Annotated in this window: 19 protein-coding genes and 1 pseudogene; 13 read left to right on the forward strand and 7 right to left on the reverse strand. The window is 52.6% G+C overall.

Translation table 11 applies throughout. From position 1 onward, the window contains the following. Window positions 1-53 precede the first annotated feature (53 nt). Both VV088_RS22695 and VV088_RS04225 read left to right on the forward strand, forming a co-directional pair. A pseudogene (locus tag VV088_RS22695) lies at window positions 54-5,093 on the forward strand (YodL domain-containing protein); the annotation flags it as partial. Window positions 5,094-5,096: 3 nt separating this feature from the next. Then, entirely contained in the window at window positions 5,097-5,588 is a 492-nt protein-coding gene (locus tag VV088_RS04225; protein ID WP_442913107.1) for a hypothetical protein, read from the forward strand. A 12-nt stretch (window positions 5,589-5,600) separates the two neighbouring features. Here the strand turns inward: VV088_RS04225 and istB are convergent, their stop codons facing one another. After that, the gene (gene istB, locus VV088_RS04230; protein ID WP_334599536.1) at window positions 5,601-6,398 is read right to left on the reverse strand and encodes an IS21-like element helper ATPase IstB; all 798 of its coding nucleotides are present in this window, start codon (window positions 6,396-6,398) and stop codon (window positions 5,601-5,603) included. Beyond that, on the reverse strand, window positions 6,391-7,614 hold the full coding sequence (gene istA, locus VV088_RS04235) for an IS21 family transposase (protein ID WP_334599537.1): 1,224 nt from the start codon (window positions 7,612-7,614) through the stop codon (window positions 6,391-6,393). The genes istB and istA overlap by 8 nt, the downstream gene beginning before the upstream one ends. 216 nt (window positions 7,615-7,830) lie before the next feature. On the opposite strand from istA, the gene VV088_RS04240 reads away from it, so the two are divergent. From VV088_RS04240 to VV088_RS04250, 3 genes are read left to right on the forward strand one after another with little or no spacing between them, the layout of a single operon-like run. Continuing rightward, the gene (locus tag VV088_RS04240) at window positions 7,831-8,259 is read left to right on the forward strand and encodes a hypothetical protein (RefSeq protein WP_442913108.1); all 429 of its coding nucleotides are present in this window, start codon (window positions 7,831-7,833) and stop codon (window positions 8,257-8,259) included. A gap of 2 nt (window positions 8,260-8,261) precedes the next feature. Then, window positions 8,262-8,468 (forward strand): transposon-transfer assisting family protein, encoded by a 207-nt coding sequence (locus VV088_RS04245; RefSeq protein WP_334599538.1) that lies wholly within the window; start codon window positions 8,262-8,264, stop codon window positions 8,466-8,468. Next, complete coding sequence (locus VV088_RS04250; protein WP_334599539.1) at window positions 8,465-8,830, forward strand: cysteine-rich VLP domain-containing protein; 366 nt, start codon at window positions 8,465-8,467, stop codon at window positions 8,828-8,830. The genes VV088_RS04245 and VV088_RS04250 overlap by 4 nt, the downstream gene beginning before the upstream one ends. A 173-nt stretch (window positions 8,831-9,003) precedes the next feature. Here VV088_RS04250 and VV088_RS04255 read toward each other — a convergent pair whose 3' ends face one another. The 5 genes from VV088_RS04255 to VV088_RS04275 form a co-directional block, all read right to left on the reverse strand. After that, a complete protein-coding gene (locus VV088_RS04255) occupies window positions 9,004-9,417 on the reverse strand; it encodes a GNAT family N-acetyltransferase (protein WP_334599540.1) in 414 nt (137 codons plus the stop codon). Window positions 9,418-9,545: 128 nt separating this feature from the next. Next, window positions 9,546-9,779 carry a helix-turn-helix domain-containing protein gene (locus VV088_RS04260; RefSeq protein ID WP_334599541.1) on the reverse strand — a complete coding sequence of 78 codons (234 nt, stop codon included), beginning with the start codon at window positions 9,777-9,779 and terminating at the stop codon, window positions 9,546-9,548. A 74-nt stretch (window positions 9,780-9,853) separates the two neighbouring features. Further along, on the reverse strand, window positions 9,854-11,206 hold the full coding sequence (locus VV088_RS04265; RefSeq protein WP_334599542.1) for a relaxase/mobilization nuclease domain-containing protein: 1,353 nt from the start codon (window positions 11,204-11,206) through the stop codon (window positions 9,854-9,856). Next, window positions 11,167-11,496: a MobC family plasmid mobilization relaxosome protein gene (locus VV088_RS04270; RefSeq protein ID WP_160234915.1), complete on the reverse strand. Its 330-nt coding sequence runs from the start codon at window positions 11,494-11,496 to the stop codon at window positions 11,167-11,169. Before VV088_RS04270 ends, VV088_RS04265 begins: the two co-directional genes overlap by 40 nt. Before the next feature lie 233 nt (window positions 11,497-11,729). After that, on the reverse strand, window positions 11,730-12,083 hold the full coding sequence (locus VV088_RS04275; protein WP_326210262.1) for a helix-turn-helix transcriptional regulator: 354 nt from the start codon (window positions 12,081-12,083) through the stop codon (window positions 11,730-11,732). A gap of 381 nt (window positions 12,084-12,464) precedes the next feature. Here VV088_RS04275 and VV088_RS04285 point away from each other — a divergent pair, with 381 nt between their 5' ends. The 8 genes from VV088_RS04285 (at window position 12,465) to VV088_RS04320 (ending at window position 20,035) form a co-directional block, all read left to right on the forward strand. Further along, entirely contained in the window at window positions 12,465-13,136 is a 672-nt protein-coding gene (locus VV088_RS04285; protein WP_334599544.1) for a response regulator transcription factor, read from the forward strand. Further along, entirely contained in the window at window positions 13,120-14,523 is a 1,404-nt protein-coding gene (locus VV088_RS04290) for a sensor histidine kinase (protein ID WP_334599545.1), read from the forward strand. Before VV088_RS04285 ends, VV088_RS04290 begins: the two co-directional genes overlap by 17 nt. 149 nt (window positions 14,524-14,672) lie before the next feature. Further along, a complete protein-coding gene (locus VV088_RS04295) occupies window positions 14,673-16,016 on the forward strand; it encodes an LptM family lipoprotein (RefSeq protein WP_334599546.1) in 1,344 nt (447 codons plus the stop codon). Between the two features lie 497 nt (window positions 16,017-16,513). Then, on the forward strand, window positions 16,514-16,957 hold the full coding sequence (locus tag VV088_RS04300) for an RNA polymerase sigma factor (RefSeq protein ID WP_160238217.1): 444 nt from the start codon (window positions 16,514-16,516) through the stop codon (window positions 16,955-16,957). Continuing rightward, window positions 16,938-17,189 carry a helix-turn-helix domain-containing protein gene (locus VV088_RS04305; RefSeq protein WP_160238216.1) on the forward strand — a complete coding sequence of 84 codons (252 nt, stop codon included), beginning with the start codon at window positions 16,938-16,940 and terminating at the stop codon, window positions 17,187-17,189. The genes VV088_RS04300 and VV088_RS04305 overlap by 20 nt, the downstream gene beginning before the upstream one ends. A gap of 417 nt (window positions 17,190-17,606) precedes the next feature. Then, window positions 17,607-17,810 carry an excisionase gene (locus tag VV088_RS04310; RefSeq protein ID WP_334599547.1) on the forward strand — a complete coding sequence of 68 codons (204 nt, stop codon included), beginning with the start codon at window positions 17,607-17,609 and terminating at the stop codon, window positions 17,808-17,810. 89 nt (window positions 17,811-17,899) lie between these two features. After that, window positions 17,900-19,093 carry a tyrosine-type recombinase/integrase gene (locus VV088_RS04315; protein ID WP_334599549.1) on the forward strand — a complete coding sequence of 398 codons (1,194 nt, stop codon included), beginning with the start codon at window positions 17,900-17,902 and terminating at the stop codon, window positions 19,091-19,093. 201 nt (window positions 19,094-19,294) lie between these two features. Next, window positions 19,295-20,035, forward strand: a complete 741-nt coding sequence (locus VV088_RS04320) for an ABC transporter substrate-binding protein (RefSeq protein WP_334599550.1) — start codon at window positions 19,295-19,297, stop codon at window positions 20,033-20,035. Window positions 20,036-20,916: the final 881 nt, after the last annotated feature.

The following is a 20,916-nucleotide window of genomic DNA, read 5'->3' on the forward strand; positions in this document are numbered from 1 at the left end:
GGATAGTCCCAAACCCTTATGCGGAAAGGAGGAACGCTATGGCGAGTTTACGGGACGCCGTAAAGGTTTATCAGGACGAATTGCGGGCGGGCATTGCGTGGATAGCGTTCTGGCGGGAGGGGCGTTCATGGAGCAGCGACTATCTCTATCTTGAAATGGACGACACCCTTACGCCGGAGGACAGGAGCCGCTTGCAGGAAATCCAGCAGACCGACCCCGCCGCCGTTGTTTTGAACGGCTATTACTGCGGCTACTTGGGCGAGGACATGAACCTTACCGAGCTGACCGCCGGAGTGCGCCGCCACTATGAGAACGGCTATAACAATATCGCTGACTTTATCGAAGCCCACGACAACGCATTATCGCCGGAGCAGATCGAGGAAGCGAGGGAAGCCGCCCACGCCGCAGGACTTCCGTTTTCGGAAAAGCCCTACCGGGAGGGGGACTTTGACCCCTATGTATTTGACGGCAGCATGAGCGCGGAGGATTACGAGCTTATGCACCGCATGATGAGCGAAGAAAGGAGCGAACGATTGAGCGAAATTTTTTCTATCTTAATTGACAACCGCAGCCGCTTTGAAGCGGGAGAATTAAGTAGCGCGTGGCTCTCCATGCCAGCGACGGTGGAGCAGCTTCACGCGGCTATGCAGAGCGTCGGTATCACCGCCGACAATCCGCAGGATTTTTTCATCAACGGGTATTCTTACCCCATAGATAAGCCCCTTGCGCTACCCTATGACATGGTACGCGCCGCCGGGATTGACGAGCTGAATTTCCTTGCGGCGCGTCTGGAAGCCCTTACCCCCGCTGACCTTGACGCGCTGAACGCCGCAGCCCAGCGGAAAAAGGGCTTTGAGAACATCGGGCAGATCATCGACTACACCTATAACCCTGACTTTTTCGTGCATATCCCCGGAGTACAGACGGTGCGGGATTTGGGTGACTACTACTTGAACAAATCCGGCATGGTGGATATGCCCGAAGAATGGAAAAAGGGCATTGACCTTGCGGCCTTTGGGCGCAATGCCGCCGAGCAGGAGCGCGGCAGCTTCACCCCCTATGGCTATATCGTGGAAAGCGGCGACAAATGGGAGCGTCACTACGAGGGACGGGACGTGCCGGAGGAATACCGCATTATGAGCTATCCCCAGCCCCCGGCGCGTCCTGACCCGGAGAAAGCGGACTTTGACGCTATCAGCACAGGGCAGGCCGCGACGCTGACCGCCGAACCCCCGCAGCCGCGCCCCGTCGTCCCTATCGTCCTGACTTCCGAGAAGCCCACCGAGAAGATAAAGGAGATTACCGACCGTCTGGAACAGGGCATTGCGGAGCTGTTCGACAGTGAACGCTATAAGGACTATCTGCGCGTTATGTCGAAGTTCCATAATTACAGCTTTCGGAATACGCTCTTGATTGCCATGCAAGCCCCCGACGCTTCCCTTGTGGCGGGCTTCAATACATGGAAGAACACCCACGGGCGCAATGTCAAGCGGGGTGAAAAGGGCATTAAAATCTTTGCGCCGTCCCCCTACAAGGTCAAGCGGGAAGTGGAGAAGTTAGACCCGCAGATGCGGAAACCCATCATCGGCAAGGACGGGAAGCCCGTCACCGAGGAACAGGAAATCACCGTCCCCGCCTACAAGGTGGTATCTGTCTTTGATGTTTCGCAGACCGAGGGGCGGGAGCTGCCCGACATTGCGGTGGACGAGCTGACGGGGGACGTTGACCGCTACAATGATTTTTTCGCCGCGCTGGAACAGACCTCACCCGTCCCCGTTGGCTTTGAAAACATCGAGGGCAAATCTCACGGCTATTACCATCTGGAAGAAAAACGGATTGCCATTCAAGAGGGCATGAGCGAATTACAGACCCTTAAAACCGCTATCCATGAGATCGCTCACGCAAAGCTGCATGACATTGACTTGAACGCCCCGAAAGAGGATTTAGCGGACAGGCCAGACCGCCGCACAAGGGAGGTACAGGCCGAAAGCGTGGCGTACACCGTCTGCCAGCACTACGGGCTTGATACGTCGGACTATTCCTTTGGCTACGTCGCCGGGTGGAGCAGCGGGCGGGAGCTTGCGGAGCTGAAAGCGTCCCTTGAAACAATCCGCACCACCGCCGCCGAGATCATAGACAGCATTGACGGACACTTTGCGGAGCTGCAACAGGCGCGGGAGCAGGCCGCCCAGCAGGAGCAGCCGCAGCCCGGTTTTGAGCAATGGAGTGAGCCAGCCACCCCGGACAATTTGCCGGATAATCCGGGGGAGCCGTCCGACGATGTAGCCGCGTATTTGCCGGAGCAGGACAAACCGCCGCAGGAAGCGGCCCCCGACCTTGCCGCCGAGCCTACCGTTACGATTATTTGGAGCGAGAGCGCGGGGCTGCGGGAGGGAGAAACCATGCCCCTTTCCCGCGCAAACGCCCTTTTTGCTTCCCTTGACGAAGCGGAGCTTGCAAGCCCCGGCTATGACAAGACGAAGTTTGCCATTGATTGCGTCTTTGACGGCGAAGCCGACCACTACGAGGGGCGGCAGGATTTGGGCGACGGCGACGGGAGCCTGATAGACCATATCGAAAAATACCACGCCCACTATGAGAACAACGCGGATTGGGAAAACCACTTGCTGCACACCGAGGGCAAGGAAGCCTTGGAAGCGGACAAGGAACAGCGGGCTATGCTGCTGCATGAGTTTGTCCCCTATCTGAAACTCCATTGCGCCCTTTCCGAGATGGAGCAGGCCGCTACCGCCGCAATGCAAAGCGGCGATAGCCTGACCCCGCCCGAAACGGCCTATCACACCGCCGTACAAGCCTATGTTGCCGAGTGCCGGGGGAAGCTCAACAGCGGCGACTATGAATTGCCGCCCGCGCCACGGCTTGCCGACTTTGACCCGGAGCTTCAGGCGTACAAGGAACACGTCAGGGAGGAAATCGCGCAGGAAGCCGCCGCCGCAGGAATGACCGTCGAGGAATACGCCGCCAAAGGCTACGAGCCTTACCCCGCCGCCGAGGGACAGCCGCAGGAGCCGGAAACCCCTGTCTTTGATAAACTGCCCCCTGAACAGCAGCAGGAGCTTTCCAGCGAGGTAAAGGCCACGCTACAAATGCTGATCGACGCGGACATACAGACCGCCGGAGAGGTTACGGCTGAAACGCTGGAAACGATTGCTACACAGGGCTACGCTTACCGGGACGGAAATCTTGTGAAACAGGACGCCCCTGCCGCCGAAGCCCCCACGCCGGAGCAGGCCGCAGCGAAGCCGGAAGCGTCCGTTACCTATTATCCCATTAACGAAGCCGCCGCCCGACGCGCAAAGGAAATGAATAGCTTTGATAGCTACAAACCGGGCAGCGCGACGGCAGCTTACCGCAGTTACATTGACGAAGCCATACAGATCGCGGAGCGTCAAAAAGCGCGGGTAGACCCGATGTACCATGAGAAAATAGACAGTCTGCTTGATACCTATGCCCGGAAGCTGGCGGCAAACTTAAATGCCAGCTATGCCATTGAAGCCCGCGTACCCTCTATTCTGATTACTGGCGGTTCTAATTTCCCGGTTAGGCAGAAAGAAAAGCAGAACGCGGCGCGGGATAGGAATATGGAGGAATGGCGGGATATTCAAGGCTTACTTGATAAAATCCGCAGTACGGGTATGGGCGGTATCAGCGCGGACGACCCGCAGGCTGTCCCCAAACTGGAAAGCAAACTGGTGGGCTTGGAAAAGTTGCAGGAGAAAATGAAAGCGGTAAACGCCTATTTCCGCAAGCACAAGACACTTGACGGCTGCCCCGGCCTTTCGCCGGAACAGGGGCAAAAACTGGTGGCTGGCATGGCTTCCTATGACCGCGTACCCTACCCCTCGTGGGCTTTATCCAACAACAGCGCAGAAATACGCCGCTTGAAAACCCGCATTGCTTCCCTCACACAGCAAAAGACAATCGGCTTTGTAGGCTGGGAGTTTGACGGCGGCAAGGTGGAAGCGAATACCGACGCTAACCGTCTGCAAATCTTCTTTGACGGCAAGCCCGACGAAGCAACAAGGGAAGAACTGAAACACAACGGCTTCCGCTGGTCGCCCAAAGAGGGGGCATGGCAGCGGCAGCTTACCACAAACGCCTACTACGCAGCGGATTATGTGAAAGCCATTGCGCCCATTACTGGCGAGAAGCCCACCGAGTTACAGCGGGCGCATATCCGGGCGCAGAAGCAACAGGCGGTACAGACCCCGCAGGAGCAGCCCGCCGCCGAAGCCCCCGCGCCGGAGCAGGCCCAGCCGCAAACGCAGGACACCTTTTCCATCTACCAGCTAAAGCGCGGGGACGAAACGCGGGATTTCCGTTTTGAGCCTTACGACCGCTTGCAGGCGGCGGGGCTTGCCGTTGACCCGGCGAATTATGACCTGATCTATACCGCGCCCCTTGCGCCGGATATGTCGCTGGACGATATTTTCACCTGCTTCAACATCGACCACCCCGCAGACTTTAAGGGACACAGCCTTTCCGTTTCCGACGTGGTAGTGCTTCATCAGGCCGGACAGGACACCGCCCACTATGTTGACAGTATCGGCTATCAGCAGGTGCCGGAGTTTTTGCGGGAGCAGCAGGAGCTTACCCCCGACGCCCGTATGACGGGGGAGCAAATCAGGACGCCCCGGGGCAGCTTCCATGTTACCGATATGACCCGCGAACAGATGGAAGCCGCCGGATATGGCTTTCACCACCAATCGGAGGACGGAAAGTATTTCATCATGGGGAATGGCACACGGGCGTTTGCCGTTGCCGCCACGCAGCCGGAAAGCCCCATAAAGCACATTGAGGACGCCGTAGAGCAGAACGACAACAGCTTTGACGGTATCATCAACAATACCCCGCCCCCGCCCACCGTTGACGAGTTGGAAGCAAAGGTACAGGCTGGGGAACAGATTTCCTTGCTTGACCTTGCCGACGCAATCAAGGCCGATTCGGAGCGCGGCGGCAGGATGCCGGAAAAGAAGCCCTCTATCCGGGCGCAGCTCAAAGCCGATAAGGAACGGGCGGCGCAGAAAAAGACGGCGGCAAAAACGAAGTCGCAGGACTTGGAAAGGAGTTGACCCATGCAAAGGTTTGATAATGTGGACGTGTTCGCGTCCCTCAATGCCCTTATGCGGCAAAATACAGGCTTTTACCAAAGCGATTTGGAGATTGACAAGGAGGTTATCGCAAAGGCGGCGGCAAGCCCTGACGCAGCGGACAAAACGCTTCTCTGGCTCTCCCGCCCGTCGGGGACGTATTGCTTTAGGGAGCGCGACGTTTTCCTAAAGGACACAGGGCCGCACAATACCTGGCGTTTCCACAAGGAGCAGACCCGCGACAGGATTCTGGCCTATGCCATTGAGCTTACAGGCGTGGAGGACGGGAAAATCCGGGGCAATCTGTATGAGCTGGACTATGCGCAGCACTACCAGCGCGTCAAGGAGCAGGCGGTTCCCGCCGACATGGTGCGCCTGACCTATGCCTACGGGGACAGGGAGCAGCCCGCAAGGTGTCAACGCCAATTTGAAATTGTAAGAAAACGCCGAAGAAATTTTGTAGTTTTTCGGCGGTAAGGGGGGACAAAATCAAGCGTTTCCTTGCTCAAAAAGAGTGTTCACGATTTGCTGCTTCTGGCGCATAAATTCCTTGCGTTCTTTCAGGCGGTAAGACTCGCCCTTGATGTTAATGACAGTGCAGTGATGCAGGACGCGGTCCAGGATGGCGGAGGCGATGGTGACGTCGGCAAAGACCTCGTTCCACTGGGAGAAGGTCTTGTTGGAGGTAAAGACGGTAGACGTTTTTTCATACCTTCTGGCAATCAGCTGGAAGAACAGGTTTGCGCCCTGGATGTCCATGGGGAGGTAGCCGATCTCGTCAATGATGAGCATCCTGTACTTGGCGAGAACCTTGAGCTTGTCTGGCAGACGGTTCTCAAAATGGGCCTTCTTGAGCTGCTCAATAAGCTGATGGCAGTTGATGTAGTAGGTGGAAAAGCGGTGCTGTGCCGCCACAAGGCCCAGAGCGGAGGCCAGATGGGTCTTGCCCACGCCGGGCGGGCCAAGGAAGACCACATTCTCCCCGTTTTCCAGGAAGCGCATGGTAGCTAACTCATCGATCTGGCGCTTGTCGATGGAGGGCTGGAAGGAGAAATCGAAATCGTCCAGGGTCTTCTTGATGGGAAAGCCGGACATCTGGATCTGCTTCTCATAGGCCCGTCTCCGTTTGGATTTGGCTTCTTCTGAAAAAATGTGATCCAAAACCTCCACAATGTTGAGGTTTTCAGCCACGGCCCGTTCCAGGTAGTTATCCAGAATCTCCAGGGTGTTTTTCATTTTCAGGGCTTCCAGGTTTTCCCTCAGCCTGTCCATAGTAAATTCAGTCATACAGCACCTCGTCATATCTGGACAAATCGGAGGGCTTCAAGGGGAAATCTATCACTTTGCCCTGTTCCAGCAGAACATTTTCTGCGTCCATCGTCTGCTTCAACGTAAGCCTTCGGTAATGCTGAGGATTGACAACCATGTCCTTCCTTTGATACGATATTCGGTGCAGAGCGATCTGCTTGCCTTCATAGTAGGCTGCCAGCATACTGTCGAGGGCTACGACTGCCACATCTTTGCCGATGTACTCCGCTGGCACGGAGTACTGATTGCCGGCGTACGAGATGAGGCAGTCTTTTTGTACCCGCCTCAGGTTGATTTTGTCGATGATGTACTCACGGGAGAGAGGGCTCAGGCCCTCTTTTTTCAGCCGCTCAAAGGGAATCTCGTTGGTGGTGGCGTGAACCTTGCCATTGACCTTGTTGCACCAGGCCAGGGCCTGTCCGTTCAGGTCTGCCAGGCTGTTGTACTTGATTCCGACCATGAAGTTGTCCCGCACAAACTGCACCGTCCGCTCCACTTTTCCTTTCGTCTGGCCACGGTAGGGCCGGCACAGAATGGGTTTGAATCCGTAGAATCCCGCAAAATCCTCAAACTGCCGGTTCAGTGTGGAGTCCTCCTGCTTCAAAAGCCGTTTGATCACTACCTGCTTCATATTGTCATATAGAATCTCCTCTGGGTATCCTCCAAAGTACCGGAATGCGTTCTGGTGGCACCGTATCAGTGTGTTTGTGCTCATATCCGTTACAAACTCGATGTACCGCATCCGCGAATACCCTAGAATCATGAGAAAGCAGTACAGTTTCTTCCACTTTCCATCCTCGTACACCAGGTGATCCTCGAAGAATCCCCAGTCCATCTGCCCCTGCTTCCCCGGCATCGTCTCAAACCGCACTGTTGCTTTCTCATTCAAGTCCATCTTCCGGCTGCTCACATACGCCTTGACGATGCTGTAGCCCCCGTCAAATCCCATCTCCCGCAGCTTCTCCAGGATCCGCAGCGCTGAATACGGCGCCTCCTCCAGCCACTCGTCCACGATCTGCTTGTACGGGTCCATCTTTGTTGGCTTGGGTTCGCTCAATGTGTACTCCGGCTTCTGCGGCGATTCCGCGTACCGCTTTGCTGTTCGTGGGTCCATGTGGTACTTCCGGCCCAGCTCCACATAGCTCAGCCCTTTTTGTCTGTCGCTTCGGATATCCATCCACTGTACTCCTTTCATTTCCTGACTCCCTTTCCGGGCTCTTTTTCGCCCTGATTGGGAGTCTATCTTTTTTCCTTCACCTCCGCCACAAAACTACATTTTTTCCTCGGCGTTTTCTTTCATTTTATCATTGGCGCTGACACAAGGGAGTTTTTCGACGCTTCCCCCGACCCGCGCCTTGGAAAGTATCTGCGCTATGAAACGCTGCCGAACGACCCCGCAGCACTCCGCGAAGTGCTGCAAGCGGAGAAGCACAGCCGGGACGCCCTGACGCCGGGGGACTTCAAAGCCCACGTCGCCGCGCTGCACGATGGTTTGATTGAGCATGAAGCGCGGCGCATTGTGGAGCGCATGAAAGGGCTGGACAGGCTGAACAGCCCCAACAAGACGCATTTCATGGTGGAGATCGCCCCGGCGTTTATGCAGCTTGCGTCTACAAAGGACACCGACCGTCTTTTCTCCATGCTGCCTTATAAGACCCTTTCCTTTTCCAAAATTGAGGGCAGACATGGGACGTATGCGCTGATCGGCAAGGACGAGAACCGGGACAGGGAAATCCGTAAGCCCCGCCCCTCTATCCGGGCGCAGCTTGCCGCAGACAAGAAAACAGCCGCCCCGAAAAAGGCGGCGGCGAAATCGAAGAAACACGAAATGGAGGTATGAACATGATTCGATTGACCGTTGAGGAAGAAAACCTTTTGAGCATTTACAATACAGGCAACAAGCGGGAGCTGTTCGAGCGCGTCAACGCCGCCCTGCCGTTCATGGACGGGGATATGCAAGAGCTGGCGGTACGCGCCTTGCAGAAGATCGACGCCCTGACCGAAGCGGAGTTTGCGGGGCTTGCCGTTTTCGCCGCAAACGACGAATGAACGGGCTGAAACGGCTGACGCCGCAGCAAAGCCGGAAAGTCAACGCCCTTGTGAAAAAATCCTGCTGTAACTACGACAACGGGAATTGCCTGTTGTTGGACGACGGGGAAACGTGCGTCTGTCCGCAGCTTATTTCCTATTCGCTGCTGTGCAAGTGGTTTCGTGCCGCCGTCCTGCCGGACGATAGGGAGCTGCAAGCCGAGCTGTACCAGCGGGAGGACTTGCGCCGCTGTACCGTATGCGGCGCGGCCTTTGCTTCCAGCTCCAACAGCGTGAAATACTGCCCCGATTGCCGGAAGCGTATCACCCGGAAGCAAGCCGCCGAGCGCATGAGGAAACGACGCTCCCATGTTACGCGGTAGGGGCAAAATAAGCCCCATTTTATGCGGCTTTCCGGGCGTGTTTTTTAGGAAGCAAGGGAATTACATTCAAGCCCTCTAAAATGGGCTTCTACTGCGTAACAGGCACATAAGAGCTGCACCCACATATAAGGCGGGGCGCGGTGGCCATACTTGGCTGCCGCGCCCCGCCTTTGTTATTTCTCGTTCGGGTTGTACGATAATTCTTTAAGGGCAACGACAGAGTTACCTATAATATAGCCTTGCTCTGCATAATATTTGCATAGCCCTTTTTCAAAATATGCTATTGAACAAGTGCATTTTGATTCTTTTTCAAATGTTTCAAGAAGGCGTTTTCCTATTTTTTGACCACGATAATTAGTGTCAACATATAGGTATTGCGGAAGTAGCGTTTTATTGGGTAAGACAAAGCCGTATATAAACCCTACTATCATTCCATCTATAAATGCCCCGTATGTATAGCTAATTCCGTCAAATCCGGCTTTTATGGCTGCGGCAACACTTAAAAACATTGAAGTCATAATTTCATCATCAGGTGCCAGTTCCATAATCAGCAAGTAATCATCTGGTGTTAAAATCCTAATATCCATTTTGAAAGCTCCTTTTCTTTTTTCACAAGAGAGCTACGCCCTCTTGTGGCACTTGTGGAAAAGATACACCCGCTTCGCGTCTGTATCTTTTCCACAAGTCGGCATTTCCATTGATGGCAAAGCTGCGTCTACTTGCCCTCAATGGGGAATTGCGGGATTGCTTCAAGCAATTTTAGGATAAGCTGCTGCCGCATATCTTCATCGACAACGACTTTCATGCTCCCATCCGACTGACGCTCCTTTACCGTCGCAAGGCGGTTAATTTCGTCGTCGTAACAGGCAAGCACCTTTTCCAATGCCCACGCTTCCCCAGCAACGGCGGCACGTATCGTTTCAATATCTGGCGTGTTCTGCATTCCCATGCCAAAGCCCCCGTATGTATTGATAGCCCTATTATACCACGCCTTTCCCGTACTTTCTACTGGCAAAAGGGATATTATTCACGCTCTGTCTGCCGCTCCTTTTCCGGCTGGCGTTCCCGCTGCAAAATGCTGTCTATGTTCTGCCGGATAACATCGTACTCCCTGACCTGTTTTTTCAGCTTGCCATAGTCGGCGTAAAGGGCTTCTTTCTGGACTTGCAGCTTTTCATACTCCGCTTGGAGGGCGGCGACACTGGGGAGCTTCCTGCCGATCTGCGCGGCCTGTAACGCCCTTGCCGCCGCTTCATGGAGGATAATGCCGCGCTCGTGGTCTGCCTTAAACTGCCCCTTGTCCTTTGCCCTGCGGTATGCGTCGTAGAGGGGCTTTGTCTTTTGATAGGTGGTAACATTCTTGATAAGCACCGCCATATCTGCAAGCCGCCTTTCCACGTCCTTTAGGCTGGCTGCGGCCTGTTCGCTGGCGGCTGTCACTTCATCTATCCGGCTGACTAAATCCGCGTACTGTTCTATCCTGTGTTCCGTCAGGAAGTTCATCGTCTTTGCGGCCTGTTTCAGATTATGGATTTTCGCCCACTGTTCATAGCCCCGGCTCTGCTGCGCCTTGATACTGTTCTCAATGTCGATAAGCAGGCTGACGCCGCCCTGCTGCTGCTTGGGGGCTTTGGCGGCGCGGGTGCGCTTTCCGGCTATCCGTTCCCTGATAGCTTCCTCTGTGTAGTCCGTGCCGAGGGTTTTAAGGCGGGTGAAACGCTCCTGCCCCGGTGCGCGGCACGACACATATTTTCCCGGCTTTATCTCATAGCCCGCCGCCTGTAACCGCTGCAACAATTCTTCAAAACTGGACACTTGGGGGATAAGCGCGTCAACAGCGGTTTTCAGCTTGCCTTTCCAGCTCGTTCCCGTTTTCTCCGCTTGGTACTCCGCGTAGCTCTTTCCCTTGCTGCCCTTGCCGGGGACGACGACGGACAGGCCGTTTTCCCGGCACAGCTTATCGCTCATGTTCCGTATGCCGTAGTACGTCCGCTTGTTGGAAACGTACTTGCGGTGGTCTACGAAATTGACGGCGCAGAAAATAATGTGGTTATGGACGTGGCCTTTATCAATGTGCGTCGTCAAAACATATTCATGCTGGCCTTTGGTAACAGCGTCGGCAAGCTGCCGCCCGATCTCATGGGCGGTCTGCGCGTCCGTTTCCCCCGGTTCAAAGGACTGTATCAGGTGAAAGGCTAAATTGTTGCCCTTTTGGATTGCTTGCGACAGGGTAAAGCCAAACTCTATGTCTGCCGTTTCATAGGAGCAGCCGAAAGAGGACACCAGCATTTTCCCGTCCGTCTTGTCCGGGTTTTCGATGTAGTCAAGGGCCTTGCTTAGAGTGCTTTTAATAGGCTTAATCTTTGTAACCGCCATATTTCATCTAACGCCCCCTTTAGCTCGTCTATGTCCTCTTGGTACACGCTGCCCGTACTGTTCACCCGCCGCGCAATCTGATTGATATTCACACCGATTTTCTGTATCTCCGCTGTCATGGCCTTTATGTCGCTGTGGTCTACTTGCACGATATAGCCGTCTATGGCGATCTTCCGCAGATACGCCGCCATGTTCTTTGTCGGTATGAGCTTCATTTTTTCCAGAATCAAATCCCGTTCCGCTTCCGTCACGCGAAACTTGACTTGCACCGTCCTTTTCCGTCCGTCCATGCGCCGCCGCTCCTTTCCGTTTAGAGGGTTTGGGACACTTCCCAACAAGCAATTTTCAACCGACGCGCCGCAGCGCGGGAGGGCGAAAATACGGAAGTGGGTACCCGCTTCCTATGCTTGCTACGAAACTTCTTCCCTAATCCCTACTACAACGAAAAGTCCCTATCTGCCAAAACAGCGCAAAAGAAAAGACGCTGCGGCCTGTAATGGCTGCAACGCTTCTCAAAGCCTGTTCAGTTTTCCTTTTCGACTTCCAAAATCTCTTTTGCCGCTGCTATCAGTATTCGCAATCCCTGTTCGCTCATATTATCCAGCAGCGCGTCGAGCTGCCGACGCTGTGTGCCTTTCTCTGCGGACTGCTCCGGGAAAAAGAGCTGGTCTACGGACACCCCGTAACGGGTGACAAGCTCATAAAAGACTTGCAGGCTGGGATGCTGCCCCTTATTTTCAACATTCACAAGGTAGCGCGGGGACAGGAACATTTCGTCGCTGGCTTTCTTGCGGCTGTCCCCATGTGCCTTTCGCGCTTCCTTGATGGCCTGTCCAGCAGGCTTGAAATCAAACTTTGGTACTGGTCTTTTTGCCATGTTAATTCACCCTATTACATTTTACTGTTCCCTTTCTTGCTTGGATATGTCTACACAGTTCTCTTAGATGGTTAGAATAATTCATAATTTTAGTCTTGCGATTATTCGGCGCTCCGCATATAATTATACTGATAGACTGAAAAGAAAGGGCGGGCGAATGATGGAATATATGTCTTGTGCTGAAGCTGCGGGCAAATGGGGCATTTCAGAAAGGCGGGTACAAAAGCTGTGCGAGGAAAATCGCATACCGGGCGTGGCAAAGTTTAGCTTTGTGTGGTTGATACCAAAGGACGCAGAAAAGCCAGCAGATAAGCGAAAAAAAAGCAAATCTACACAATAGATTCAAATTAGGCTGCTACAATCACCATAAGGAGGTGCGCTATGAGCAAAATCTTAATTGTGGAGGACGATTTATCCATACAGGCATTACTACACGACTTCATAGAGGAAGCAGGCCACAGCGTCGCATTAGCGTCTGATGGGGTGGAAGCACTTGCAAAGTATTCTGAACAATCCTTTGACCTGATACTGCTTGACATTATGCTGCCCAAAATTGACGGTTACGGTGTTTGTGAGGTTATCCGGCAAAAGTCAGATGTGCCTATTATCATGCTTACGGCATTGGACGGAGAAGAAAACCAAATTAAAGGTTTGGATATGCAGGCGGACGACTATATTACAAAGCCTTTTTCAATGCCTATATTGCTGCGGAAAATCGCCGCTGTCCTGCGTCGCTCCGCAAAACAGTCTGGCGAACCGCAGACGATCACTTACAAAGACCTCACCTTGGATTTAGAGGGGTATCGGGTAAATACCCAGCAGGAAAACATCGACCTCACACCCCGCGAGTTTGAAATCCTGCGGGAGCTGATAATGCACCAAGGCAGGATTTTGACGCGGCAAAACCTTTTGCAAACACTTTGGAAGTATGAGTTTTTCGGAGAAGAACGGATTATTGACACGCATATCAAAAACTTACGAAAAAAACTCGGTGCCGCAGACTACATAGAAACGATTAGAGGGGTGGGATATAGAATTGATAAGGAAAATTAGAAGCAAGCTGTCGGTCAAGGTGTTTTTTATCACTCTGCTACTTGTGGCTGCTTGTTGCAGCGTAACTTACTTATGTATCGCCCGTTTTGCTCCCTATGTGTACTCTCACGAATTAGCCGAAGCAGAGGAATTAGCGGAATTATTTGCTACGGAGCTGTCCAATATTCCGCAAGATGAAGTACCGTTTTTTCTTCCAAACTACGATGATATGCTTGCAGACCGATTTGACGGCGAATTTATCATTCGGATTTTCAACAGCTCTGGCGAAGAAGTGACTTTACCACATCTTGATACCATTACAGGCAGAAAGGTTGAAGATTTTAAGAGCGGTGATCTATCCAAGCCATACGCTGTTTCTTTACTCGATGGAGGAGAGGAATATAGCCTGTTGATTGCTAAAAACGCAGGCAAAGAAAGTCAAGTAGTAGAAGCACTCCAAAAGTCACTTCCCATACTGGGAATTGTTGTCTTGGTGGTATCGGTAATCGCTGCCTTTTTCTATTCATGGTATATGACAGCGCCAATCAAGAAAGTAAGTAGGCTATCAAAGCAAATGGCCGATATGGATTTTAGCGGCCTATGCAGCACGACCCGTACTGATGAAATAGGCGTTCTGTCGATCAGTCTGAATACACTTTCCCAAAAGCTCGGCGCTGCGCTCTCGGATTTGCAGGAAGCCAACCAAAAACTGCAAGCGGATATTGATATGGAGCGGCAGCTTGAACGCCAGCGGGTAGAGTTTTTTTCGGCGGCTTCCCACGAACTAAAAACACCTATTACTATTATCAAAGGCCAGCTACAAGGTATGCTTTATCAGGTGGGACGCTATAAGGACAGGGAAACCTATCTTGCACAATCTCTGGAAGTAACGGATAACTTGGAGAAAATGGTACAGGAGCTTTTGACAATATCCCGTCTGGACACACCGGGGTATGCGTTCAATCCCTCGCCCATTCATTTTGACAAACTAATCCAAGACCGTCTGATAGCAAATGAAGATTTGTTTATGCAGCGGGAATTAACGGTTGAAAAAGATATATCCCCGGAGGTCTGCATTTCAGGCGATTTGCAGCTTCTTCAAAAAGTGGTGGACAACCTTTTGGGGAACGCCGCCGCATATTCCCCAGCGGGGGAACGAATAATGGTTAATGTATGGCAGGCCGATGAAAAAGCGCATTTGACGATTGAGAATACAGGGGTACATATCCCTGACGAGGATATTCCAAAATTGTTTGAGGCGTTTTATCGTGTAGATCAGTCAAGAAACCGACAGACAGGCGGCACGGGTTTGGGCCTATATATTGTCAAGACAATCCTTGATCTTCATGGAGCGGCAATCAAAATCGAAAACACAGCACAGGGCGTAAAGGTATCAGTACAATTTTAGAAATATCAGACCTCAACGGGCGGTGAGCGAAAGGCTTGCCGCCCTTTTCCATCTCCACATAAAAAACATATTCAATACAAACTCAATTCAAGCTGGGTCGGTATGATAAAGCTGTACCCGGAAAGGGTAACAGAAAGGAGCATTTATCAATGAAAAAATACCTATCACTCGTTCTCGCTGCTCTGCTGATCGTGGGTGTGCTGGCAGGCTGTGGAGAACAGGGAAACACCCAGGCCCCTGACAATTCCAGCGCACCCATTCGCGCACAGGCAACGCTCCCGGCTGACGGTTCCTTTACCAGCGAGGAATACGAAAAGTTGCTGGCACTCCGATTTGACGGTTACGAGGAAATGACCGTAGCCGAGTTTCGGGACAGGGTTGGCGCTACAACAGACACAAAGGAATATACCTCTCTCTTTGAACGGCTTTCCCAAAGCGTCGCGCTCCAAGACATGAAAGATACCGATGAAGCCGCCGCGTTCCTTTTCTACACATTGATGCCGCTTACCGATGAAAACTGGCAGACAAAGGCTTTTAATGGTGCTGCCATAACGGAAGCCGATACCAGCGCAATTTTGGAATACGGTTATACGCTCACGATTGCAGATGAAAATACTCTCACGATCCGCGAGTATAACGCCGCGCAAAAGGGAATTACCGATGGGCTCCAAGCCTTTTTGAGCGGCAAAGCTGCCGCCGAGCTGCAAGACGAGGCCGCAATGCAAACGGCAATCGGGAATGAGATTGCAACGCTTACGAAATCGTGGGGGAGCGAAAAACTGGAAATTACGATTGAGTATGTTTTTCGCTGCGAAAATCCGCCGGATGGGACCCCGAACGACAACGACACACCAGCCCCCAATACGGAAACCCGACAATCCGAATATGGTACAAAAGAGGACTACCAATCCCTGCTGGCTTTGAAAACGCCAGACTATGCCAGCATGAGCGTTGCAGATTTCAACGCAAAGTTGCTGGCATGGGCTAACGAGGATTTTAGCCGAATGGAACGGATTGACGCTGATATGCTATGTAATGATTTTCAAGTGAGTTTCAGCGAAGAAGAACTTGCGTTTATTCGACTGACAGTATTTCTGTCTGGAACTGAAAATGGTGAGTTTGTGCAAAGCAATTACACAGGCGACCCTATGGTAGCCCCGGCCTATCAAGAGAGCTTGCCGCAGAAAGTGGATAAGTCCAACGAAAAAGCCCCTATGTGGTGCGACTTTGGCTATCGCTTCTTGTACCACATAGCAAATCAGGAAACGCTGACGGTTGGAGAGCGAGATCGTTGTATCGGCGGCATGATTACCGCCGTAGAGAAGTTTTGGAATGACACAACGCTTGATGATCTGCTCACTATGACGAAAGATGATGTGATTTCCTGCCTTAATTCTTTGGCTGCTGAATACAGCACCGACGACATTGTGATTACCATAAGCGCAGAGCACGTCCATTTCGACCATACGGAGGAACGGCCCGAACTGCCATAACAAGAAAACACCAATCATCTATCTAACAAATATGAAGTTATCTGCCGCACGACGGCAAAAGAAAAAAAGCCGTCGTACAGCAGCCATATCCGCATACCCAAACGCGGCGGCTTTGAGAAATCAAAGCCGCCGTTTTTACCTTGTCGGAATACAAAGTATAACGTCACCCCATCAAACCTACGGCGGCTAAAGGAGGTAGCCGCCATGAAGCGCAACATATATCGCTGGGGTACAATGTTCTTTGACTTATCAAAAAAAGCCCGGCCACCGCCAGGGGACAGCACACCCCAAAGGGTGAACTGTCAGACTACATCTATGCTGCGCACAATTCCTTTGCCCTCGTCTGCATTTTGCGGACGAGGGCATTTTTGTGTTTTCCCGAAAAGATTTTGAGAAATCCGGCCTTTGTTTCCGGCGTATTCAAAACGCTTGGTGTTGAGGGCTTACGAAAGGGGAAGTCATCACCCGCTTTCGCGGTTGCGAAAGGAGGTGAAACCATGAACGAGCCTATTCGTACCCAATGGCAAATCCGTTGCGCCTTTAACGGCTTTTGCAAGCGGACGTTGAAAAACGAAGCCATCAACGCCCACAGGGACACGAAGCGTCAGCAGCTCCGCGAGGTTAGTTTTTCTGACTTGTCCCCGCAAGAGGAAAAACAGCTTTACACCTATGATACCTACTTTGCAGATGATGAAGCTGAAAAGTCCTTTTGCGTGGCGGGAAAGGAGATTACCGCGAAGCTGCTTGCCGAAGCCCTGCGCAGCTTGCCGGAAGAAAAGCGGGACGCCGTATTGCTCTACTACTTCTTTGACATGAGCGACGTGGAGATCGGAAAGCTCCGCGACGTTCCGAGAAGCACAGTCCAGTATCGGCGGACAAGCTCTTTTGAACTGTTAAAACGCTATTTGGAGGAACGCGCCTATGACACAAGCGACTGGTAACACCGAACAGGACGAGCGCGGCTTGTTGCCTTACCCGGTAATCATAGCCGCAACAAAGGGCGACCCGGAAGCTATGGAGATCGTCGTACATCATTACGACAGCTACATAGCGTCCCTGTCTATGCGGAAGCTCCGCGACGAGCGCGGTAACAGCTACTACGGCATAGACGAGGACATACGCGACCGCTTGAGGTCAAAGCTCATGCGGGCTGTCCTGTCATTCAAGGCCTGATTTGAAAAGCAGCGTCCCCCTTTCCGCTGCTCCCAGCTCTGGCCTTGCTGCTGCACCTTGAAAAAGAAAGCGGCGCAAGATAACGGCGGCGCAGCATAGGGCAAATCGGATACGTTCCTTTTGCGCCGAGCCACGCGGCGGGTGCGCCATGACGCTTTTCCCTATGGGAAAAAGCCGAGCGACCAACACCGACGCCGGAAAACAGGCATAGCAGCTTGTAGGCCGCGACGCGCAAAATACATAATGATACTCCTGTATAGCCACAGTCCGAGCGTTAAAAGCGTCGCAGGCAATGGGTACAGCTCCGGCAGACCGTCGGAGGGGTGAAACTCCCGTGAGGTTGCCGCTAACAGCCGTCCGATGATAGCCCCTTTTTTTCGATTCCAACCTTTTAACAGTTTTGAAAGGGGATTATCTATGTGCAATAACGATGTTCCCATTTGGGAAAAGTACACGCTTACCATTGAAGAAGCGTCAAAATATTTTCGTATCGGGGAAAACAAGCTGCGCAAGCTGGCAGAGGAAAACCCCGCTTCTGGCTGGGTGATTATGAACGGCAACCGTATTCAGATCAAGCGGAAGCAGTTTGAAAAAATCATCGACACGCTGGACGTGATTTAAGAAAAAGAACGTGCAAAAGAGCCTTGAATATGCTATAATAAGTGTAGCATATCAAGGCTCTTTCCGTCTTTGGAAAGGAGCAGCGCATTATGTCAGAGAAAAGACGGGACAGCAAAAACCGTATTTTGCGTTCAGGAGAGAGCCAGAGGAAAGACGGGCGATATGCTTACAAATACGTTGATACCTTTGGAAAACCGCAATTCGTCTACGCATGGAAGTTAGTGCCTACGGACAAGACCCCAGCCGGAAAACGGGAGGACATATCCCTACGGGAAAAGGAAAAGGAAATCCAGAAAGACCTTGACGACGGGATAGACCCTATCGGCAAAAAAATGACGGTCTGCCAGCTCTATGCGAAGCAGAACCGCCACCGGGGAAATGTGCGGCACAACACCGTAAAGAGCCAGGAACGGCTGATGAAGCTATTGGAGAGCGACCCGCTGGGCGCGTGTTCGATTGAGAGCGTAAAAATGTCCGACGCGAAAGAATGGGCTTTACGCATGAGAGATCGGGGCATAGCTTACCGAACTATCAGCAATGACAAGCGTTCTCTGAAAGCAGCCTTTTATACGGCGATACAGGACGATTGCATACGCAAGAATCCGTTTGACTTCCAGCTTAACACCGTTCTGGAAGATACGACGGTGCCAAAGGTACCTCTCACGCCAGCGCAGGAAGAAAGCCTACTGGCCTTTGTGGAGAGCGATAGCGTCTATGAGAAATACTATGACGAGATCGTGATACTGCTGGGGACGGGGCTGCGGATTTCCGAGCTTTGCGGGCTGACCGACGCCGACCTTGACTTTGAGGACAGGACAATCAATGTAGACCACCAGCTTCTTAGGAGCAAGGAAACGGGCTACTACATCGAGAAGCCTAAAACGGGAAGCGGTGTCCGGCAAATCCCCATGAGCGAGAAAGTCTATGAAGCATTGAAGCGTGTGCTTGCCAATCGCAAAGGAGCAAAGGATATAGTCGTGGACGGTTACAGCGGTTTCCTATTCCTTAACCGGGACGGCAATCCGAAAACGGCACCGAACTACGACACCATGTTCCGGCTTCTTGTGAAGAAGTACAACAAGTGCCATGAAGAAGCCTTGCCAAAGGTAATGACGCCGCACACGCTCCGGCACACGTTCTGCACCGACTTAGCCAATGCGGGCATGAACCCCAAAGCGTTGCAGTACATCATGGGACACTCCAACATTACCATGACGCTGAACTATTACGCACACGCAACCTACGCTTCCGCAAGGGCTGAAATGGAACGGCTGGCAGCATAGGCAGGACGAGGTTTTACTACTTTCGTACTACCTTTGAGAGCAAAAACCTAAAAACTTTTGAGAGTATATGTGAGCTTCCCCCGACAGCAAAAATGCCGCGAACCCTTGAAAAATCAAGACTTAGCGGCATTTAAGAACTTATAAAGAGATAGTCAAAAATCCCTTTGGATTTTATTTATAATAAAAGTAGGAGGAAAAACTATGAAGAAGGTTCTATGCACAGTTCTCGCTCTTGCCATGACATTGTCGCTTGCGGCCTGCGGCGGCGGGGGCACCAGCACTCCTGCCGCGAACGGCTCTGGCAGCGGCAATGCCAGCACTCCCGCCTCCAGCGCCTCCGGCGAGACCATCAAGATCGGCTATTTTACCGACATGTCCTCTGCCGACGGCTATATCGGCATGGCCGGCTACTACGCTCTGGAGGACCGCATTGAGGAGCTCAACGCCAACGGCGGCCTGCTGGGCCAGCAGATCGAGCTGATCGCTTACGACAACGCCGGCAAGAACGAAGAGGTTGTGAACATCGTCAACAAGCTCTGCTATGCCGATAATGAAAATTTATCCTATTCCCCTATCACCCCTCCAAATTCCCACTATCCTCTTCACTCACATCAAATACCCTCCTTTTTACCCTATTCCTTGCTATCTACATTAATTATATCTACATCACACTTTCCTCCATTATCAATACCCCTCCAATCCCATACATTCTTTATTTTCCTACTCCTATTATCCTCACAAATCTCCTACTCAATTCTTCTATACATTCCATTTACTTTTTCTCTATTTCTATTACTATCTCCCATTCCCACTTTATTCCTATTAAATAATCCTCAACCTTCTCTCAACAATTATCCTCTTCTAATTTACATCAACATTATCAATTTCATATATACAACTACTCTATTCCCCTATTTTCCCTCAATACCCTTCTATACATAACCCCCCCTTCACTCACAATCTTCAACCCTCTAACATCTAACCCTCCTCCCCCCTATCCACAATTAATTCCATTCATTTCCTCATTCACTCTTCCTCACCCCCATTCCCCCACCCCTCCCACAACCTTCCTAAATCTCACATTTTCCAAATAACTAACATCCATTTCCTTCCTCCCTACCCCCTCCTAACCCACATCCATCTTTTCTACCTCATAACCTCTACTAACTCCCATCATTATACCCCCTCCCCCCATACATTATCATCTCTTATTAATCAAAAAAATAACAAAACCATCATCCCTACACAAACACCCTCTTACCCCCCTTCTTTTCCTCCAATAAATCTCCAAAACACCCTATCACTTATAACCCCATTTCAACCCCCATATCTACTTACCCCCCCTCAATCAAAAACCCTCCCCCACATAAACCCCACTCAAACAAATCAAACAATTACCCCACCCCAAATATCATATCATCTCAACTCCAACAACTCCAAACAAAATCCATTATAACCCCCCCCCCCCCCCCAACCCCAAACCCCCCCCCCCCCCCCCACCCCCCCCCCACCCCCCCCCCCAACCCCCCCCCCCCCCCCCCCCCCCCCCACCCCCACCCCCCAACCCCCCCAACCCACCCCCCCCAAACCCCCCCCCCCCCCCCCCCCCCCCCCCCCCCCCCCCCCCCCCTACCCCCCCCCCCCCCCCCCCCCCCCCCCCCCCCCCCCCCCCCCCACCCCATCCCCCCCCCAACCCCCCCTCCCCCCCCTCCCCCCCCCCTCCCCCCCCCCCCCCCTCCCCCCCCCCCCCCCCCCCCCTCCCCCCCCCCCCTCCCCCCTCCCCCCCCCCCCCCCCCCCCCTCCCCCCCCCCCCCCCCCCCCCC

It is taken from the genome of Lawsonibacter sp. JLR.KK007, from assembly GCF_036941135.1.
GTDB lineage: Bacteria > Bacillota > Clostridia > Oscillospirales > Oscillospiraceae > Lawsonibacter.